Raw genomic sequence first — 5888 nt, forward strand, 5'->3', positions numbered from 1 at the left:
TTAGTTCCATTGAATTACGCAACAAAGCCAATTGCCATTGAAACAGAGAAAGGTCAGTGCTGAGTGTGATTCGCTGATGACCATGTGTGTACTGGTATCGGGCTCAGATTGTGTCGGCAGTACGTCGCGTGATTTTGCCAATAAATTTGCTGAACCTTTCCAGCTTCAAGTGCTTGATCAGCCCTTTGAAATCTTACCGATACAGCAGTACATGATCTGGCATAAGAGAACCGATTTAACCCCGGCCCACCAGTGGTTGCGAAACAAGATTCAACAATACATGACCGATTAACGAGCCGCTCTTGCTGCTCGTTTCTGTTTGGCGCTCTCTATCATTTTAGTTGGCGTCATGCCTGTCACTAACATGGTGCCGGTAATAACCAGAACAGAGCCAAAAATGGTGTTCAGGCCAATGGCTTCGCCTAAGAATAGGTTGCCCCACAAGATGCCAAATACTGGAATCAAGAAGGTCACAGACAGAGCCGAAGGCGCACCCAATTCCGATACGAGATTGAAGTAAAGCAGGTAAGCAAGCCCTGTACATACTGCGCCTAGTAAGATCACCGATGTGGTGATGGTCAGGTCCGGAGCTTCTCTCATCGGTATAAAAAAGACAAATGGCAACACGATGAATACGGCCGCCCACATGCTGCCATGAGCATTGTTGAAGGCCTCAACTTTAGGTGCTTGTTTTGTATAGTTCGATGCGATTCCGTAACTAAAGGCCGCCATCACCGCAGCAAAAATAGGAAGTACAGCCTCACGACCAATGTTCATCGCATCCCAGCCGACTAACACACCAACTCCCGTGACCCCAATTCCAAGCCCCAATAGAACTCGCGCTTCGAGTGTTGTTTTGGTCCATATCGCACCAATGATTGCTGCCCATATTGGCGCGGTGGAGTTCAAGATGGCGAGTGTCGAGGCGTTCAGTGTTTGTGCGGCATAAGCGAAAAGTAAAAAGGGAACCGCAGTATTGAACAACCCAAGAATAAAGAAGTGCTTAGCATGTGAATTGAACGACAATTTCTTTCTCAAATAGAAAGAGACCAATAATAGAGTGATGGCAGCAAACAGCACTCTCGCTTCAATCAAGACTGCGGGCCCTAATGGATTGGCCGCCATTCTCATGAAAAGAAACGAGCCTCCCCATATAGCCGCAAGTAGTATCAGTTTTAAAAAGCTCACAGTTTGAATCTCAGATTGTGTAAAACCTGACTATGGAGGAAAGATAACTATTACACAAACATAGATGCCAATACTGTGCAGTTATGGACATAAAATCGAGCCCGTTAATCAGGAACAATTTCGATGAATTTCGTTCTGTTTATTGTTCTTTATTTGATGAGTAATCTAGCGTTAGACATCAAACTTAGGCAAACAAAATGAAGATTGAACACATCGCAATTTGGACCAAAAAACTCGACGTGCTGAAGCGATTTTATGAAGATTATTTCGGCGCGACATCGAACTCAAAATATCACAACCCAACTAAAGGGTTTTCTTCATACTTCCTCTCGTTTGAAACGGGAAGTCGTTTAGAGATCATGGAAATGGATTCTGTGCCTGAATCGAAAGGTGACATTTATGACCAGTTCACAGGCTTCATTCATATGGCGATTTCATTAGGGTCGGAACAAGCGGTCGATCAACTGACTCAACGCTTGGTCGAAGACGGCTATGAACGCTTAGATGGCCCAAGAAGAACAGGTGATGGCTATTATGAGAGCTGTGTACTCGATCCGGATGGTAATCGTTTGGAACTTACCGTTTAATGTAGAGACTTAATTGAGTTACTCATCTACTAACGGAACTGAGGTATGACAATGATGAAGCTTGCTGTGACTTTCCTTTTTAGTCTTGGGCTTATGGGATGTGCTACCTCAGAACCGGTCTATGAGCCAAAGACTGACTTTCAGCCTGAACCATTACAGCCAATAGGCTATCTCGGCTTTAAAGCTCACCAAGAGTGGGCCATTAAGTTCAATGACTGCACCGTTTATGATTTAACCGGCGCGCAGCCTTACCAATGGTTTGATCGCACTTCAGCCTCTATCAGTTGTTATACGTTTAAGCCAACCGATGCTATCGAGCCTCTGCTGGTTTACTCCGATGCTAATTTCAACAGCAATAAACTCCCCTTGATCAATCGCTTTCAAGAGCTGAAAATATCAGAATCAGGTTGGGGTAGCTTTCCTATCGTCTATGAGACAAGCGGCACCAATTGGCTGAAAGTCAAAGAGGGTTGGATTCACCTCACACTAGCCGATCAGACCCTCGTCCAGTTCTATCCTGGCACTCAAGACCAATCAGCTAAATCACAACACGACCAGTATTTTGAGCAGCATTGATCGTAATGCAGGCTTTTGATTAGTCTGTAGTTCGATCAAAAAAGATCTTTTACTTATTGCTGAAACCGGTTTCAATCTGTATCTTTGCTTTTGTTGAAACCGGTTTCAGAGTTGCAATGAGCTCTCTAATCCTGATCTTTTTTACGAATAACTTGTAGCGAGTAATGGTATGAACAATGAATTTCCGAACGATTTTTTATGGGGTGGTGCGGTTGCAGCACATCAACTAGAAGGCGGCTGGGATGCGAATGGTAAAGGTGTCAGTGTTGTTGATGTATTAACAGCGGGCGCTCATGGTGTACAACGTCGAATCACCGATGGTGTGATTGATGGCGAAAACTACCCCAATCAAGTCGCAGTGGATTTCTATCATCGCTACAAAGAAGACATTAAGTTATTCGCTGAGATGGGCTTTAAGTGTTTCCGTACCAGTATCGCTTGGACGCGCATTTTCCCAAATGGCGATGAAGCTGAGCCGTGTGAAGCGGGTTTAGCGTTTTACGATGACCTATTTGATGAGCTTCTGAAATACGATATTCAGCCAGTAGTGACGCTGAGCCACTTTGAAATGCCTTACCATCTAGCCAAAGAATACGGCGGCTGGATGAACCGTAAAGTGATCGACTTTTTTGTTAAGTATTCGACCACGGTGATGGAGCGTTATCAGCACAAAGTGAAGTACTGGATGACGTTTAACGAGATCAATAACCAGATGAACACTTCGGCAGACATCTTCGGTTGGTTGTGCTCTGGCGTGAAGTTCCCACAGTGCGAAAAGCCTCAAGAAGCCATGTACCAAGCGGTTCACCATCAGTTTGTTGCGAGTGCTTTGGTGGTGCAGCAAGGTCATGAGATCAGCCCAGATCTTCAGATCGGTGCGATGTGCGCGATGGTGCCTTTCTACCCTCGTTCTTCAAAGCCAGAAGACATTATGGTGGCGCAGCAAGCGATGCGTGATCGTTACTTCTTCTCTGATGTCATGGTTCGTGGTCACTACCCAAGTTACGCCAAGCGTGATTGGGCTATCAAAGGCTTTAATATCGAAATGCAGCCTGAAGATGAGCAGATCTTAAAAGAAGGTAAAGCCGATTACTTAGGCTTTAGCTACTACATGTCGAATACCTTGGATTCTTCTTCGTATCAGTCGACTGAAGAGGCGATGGACGGCGGTCATGAAAATTCGGTCGATAACCCGTTTATCAAGTCGAGCGATTGGGGCTGGCCAATTGATCCAACAGGTTTGCGTTTCTGTTTAGCGTCTCTGTATGAACGTTATGAAGTGCCATTGTTCATCGTCGAGAATGGTTTTGGCGCTGTTGATAGCATTGAAGAAGATGGCAGCATTAATGACGACTACCGCATTGCTTACCTTGGCGACCACATCAAAGAGATGAAAAAAGCCGTTGCGATTGATGGTGTTGATTTGATGGGGTATACCCCTTGGGGCTGTATCGATTTAGTGTCGTTCACCACGGGCGAGATGAAAAAACGCTACGGATTCATTTACGTAGATAAGCACAACGATCAATCTGGCTCACTAGAACGCAAGCGCAAGAAGTCATTTGAGTGGTATAAAGGCGTGATTGCATCTAACGGTGCCACTATTTAGAATGCATTCCCCAGCGCAGTTATGTGAACTGTGAGCTGTCATTTTGCAATGAATTAGTCGGCCTATGTCGGCTAATTTTTTATAAAGGAAAAGAAGCGAATGGTAACCATGCTTGACGTCGCAAACCGCGCAGGCGTATCTAAATCGACCGTTTCTCGTGTCTTAAATGGCAAGAACATCGTGCGGCCAGATGTGGTGAAAAAGGTATTTGATGCGATTCAAGAAACAGGTTATCGACCGAACTTGTTGGCCCAGCAATTGGCGACCAAGAAGACCAACTTCATCGGCTTTGTAATCACTAATGAGTTGTTCAATGGCCCTTACTTTTCTTCCTTGATGTATCACGCGGCCTCTTATAGCGAAAAGTCGAATCACCAACTGGTGATCACCGATGGTAAACACAGCGCAGAAGACGAAAGAAAGGCGATCAACTTCCTGCTGGATATGAAGTGCGCGGGCATCATCATCTATCCGCAATGCTTAACCGAAAGCGAGATTGCAAAGATCATCGAAAGCACTGACACACCGATTCTGGTACTCAACCGAGAAATGCCGTCGAAGCCTGAGCATGCTATTACTACCGATCATTATCAAAGTGCTTGTTTGATGGTGGAACACATCATAAAGCAGGGGCATACAGAGATTGCGGTGATCCGTGGTAAAGCTGGTTCTTCGACAGATAAGTTGCGTTACCAAGCCTATCAAGATGTGTTAACTAAGCAGGATATTGCATTAGATGAGTCCAAAGTTGTTCAAGGTGATTGGACGATGGAGAGCGGTTATCACACGGCTCAGGCTCTGGTAAAAAGCAAAACCACGTTCACAGCTATCTTGTCGGAAAACGATGACATGGCGATTGGTGCGATTAAGGCGTTAACTGAACTAGGGTATTCATTGCCTCAAGATGTTTCTATCGTTGGATTTGATAACAGCAAAGTTGGAGCGTTTCTAACGCCAAGCCTAACGTCTGTCAGCGTGCCATTAGAGCAAATGACGCAAAAGGCGATTCTGAAAATTGTCGGTGATACTGAGCAAGCTAAGGCATTAAGTACTACTGGCAGTTTGGTGATTCGCGACTCGGTTGCCCCGCGTGTTTAGGCTCAGTTAACCGTGATTGAGTTTCATATTTTACCTACAAAAAGTGACGAGCTGAGCATCTCTTCAACCAAGCTCAAACACTCCTTATTCACTGTTATTTAGATGTGCGATATTGCGTTTTTGGTCGTTGAATTGACCATTTGTATTAGGTAAGTAATCTGAAAGAGTAGGTAAGTAACGTGAGAACAGAAAAACAAAAAATGTTAGCCGGAGAGCCTTATCAGGCTTGGGATAAAGAGTTGTACTCGGCGCGAATTGAGTGTAAAAAAACGCTGCAAAAACTCAACAACAGCATTCCAGATACACCTGAATGGGAAGCGGCCACGCAAGAACTGATTCCTGGCTGTGACAATGCGCATTTAGAGCCCCCATTCCGTTGTGACTACGGCTCAAACATTAAACTGGGTAAGAACTTTTACGCCAACTTTAACTGCGTGATTTTAGATGTCGCGGAAGTAACGATTGGCGACAATGTGTTGCTCGGCCCAAATGTACAAATTCTAACTGCGGGTCACCCATTAGATGTGAAAGGCCGTGTAGAAGAAGGCGTTGAGTTTGGCACACCGATTAATGTTGGCGACAATGTTTGGCTTGGCGGTGGTGTAATCATCTGCCCGGGTGTCACTATTGGCGAAAACAGCGTGATTGGCGCGGGCAGTGTGGTAACCAAAGACATCCCTGCCAATGTGGTTGCAGTCGGTAATCCATGTAAAGTGCTGAAAGCGATCGATAACGGACAATAATCAGATTTAAATGACAAAACCCGAACCTAGGTTCGGGCTTTGTTTTTTCTATCCTTGCTAGATACTAGATACTAGATACTAGATACT

The 5888-nt window shown here is 45.0% G+C and carries 6 protein-coding genes and 1 pseudogene; 6 read left to right on the forward strand and 1 reads right to left on the reverse strand.

Annotated features, from left to right (window positions below):
- Window positions 1-37 precede the first annotated feature (37 nt).
- Window positions 38-292: pseudogene (locus tag A142_RS15025) on the forward strand (LysR substrate-binding domain-containing protein); the annotation flags it as partial.
- Here A142_RS15025 and A142_RS15030 read toward each other — a convergent pair.
- A complete protein-coding gene (locus A142_RS15030; protein ID WP_081324718.1) occupies window positions 289-1188 on the reverse strand; it encodes a DMT family transporter in 900 nt (299 codons plus the stop codon). The pseudogene A142_RS15025 and the gene A142_RS15030 overlap by 4 nt on opposite strands.
- 197 nt (window positions 1189-1385) lie before the next feature.
- Between A142_RS15030 and A142_RS15035 the strand changes: the two genes are divergently transcribed.
- From A142_RS15035 to A142_RS15055, 5 genes are all read left to right on the forward strand, one after another.
- A complete protein-coding gene (locus A142_RS15035; RefSeq protein ID WP_019824989.1) occupies window positions 1386-1775 on the forward strand; it encodes a VOC family protein in 390 nt (129 codons plus the stop codon).
- A gap of 51 nt (window positions 1776-1826) precedes the next feature.
- Window positions 1827-2351, forward strand: a complete 525-nt coding sequence (locus A142_RS15040; RefSeq protein WP_029405634.1) for a hypothetical protein — start codon at window positions 1827-1829, stop codon at window positions 2349-2351.
- A gap of 169 nt (window positions 2352-2520) precedes the next feature.
- The gene (locus A142_RS15045) at window positions 2521-3960 is read left to right on the forward strand and encodes a 6-phospho-beta-glucosidase (RefSeq protein ID WP_019824993.1); all 1440 of its coding nucleotides are present in this window, start codon (window positions 2521-2523) and stop codon (window positions 3958-3960) included.
- Between the two features lie 99 nt (window positions 3961-4059).
- Window positions 4060-5058, forward strand: coding sequence for a LacI family DNA-binding transcriptional regulator (locus A142_RS15050; RefSeq protein ID WP_019824994.1), 999 nt, complete (start codon window positions 4060-4062; stop codon window positions 5056-5058).
- A gap of 179 nt (window positions 5059-5237) precedes the next feature.
- Window positions 5238-5801 carry a sugar O-acetyltransferase gene (locus tag A142_RS15055; protein WP_019824996.1) on the forward strand — a complete coding sequence of 188 codons (564 nt, stop codon included), beginning with the start codon at window positions 5238-5240 and terminating at the stop codon, window positions 5799-5801.
- The last annotated feature ends 87 nt before the right edge of the window (window positions 5802-5888 follow it).

Source organism: Vibrio splendidus 12E03 (assembly GCF_000272105.2).
GTDB classification, from domain to species: Bacteria; Pseudomonadota; Gammaproteobacteria; order Enterobacterales; family Vibrionaceae; genus Vibrio; species Vibrio splendidus_I.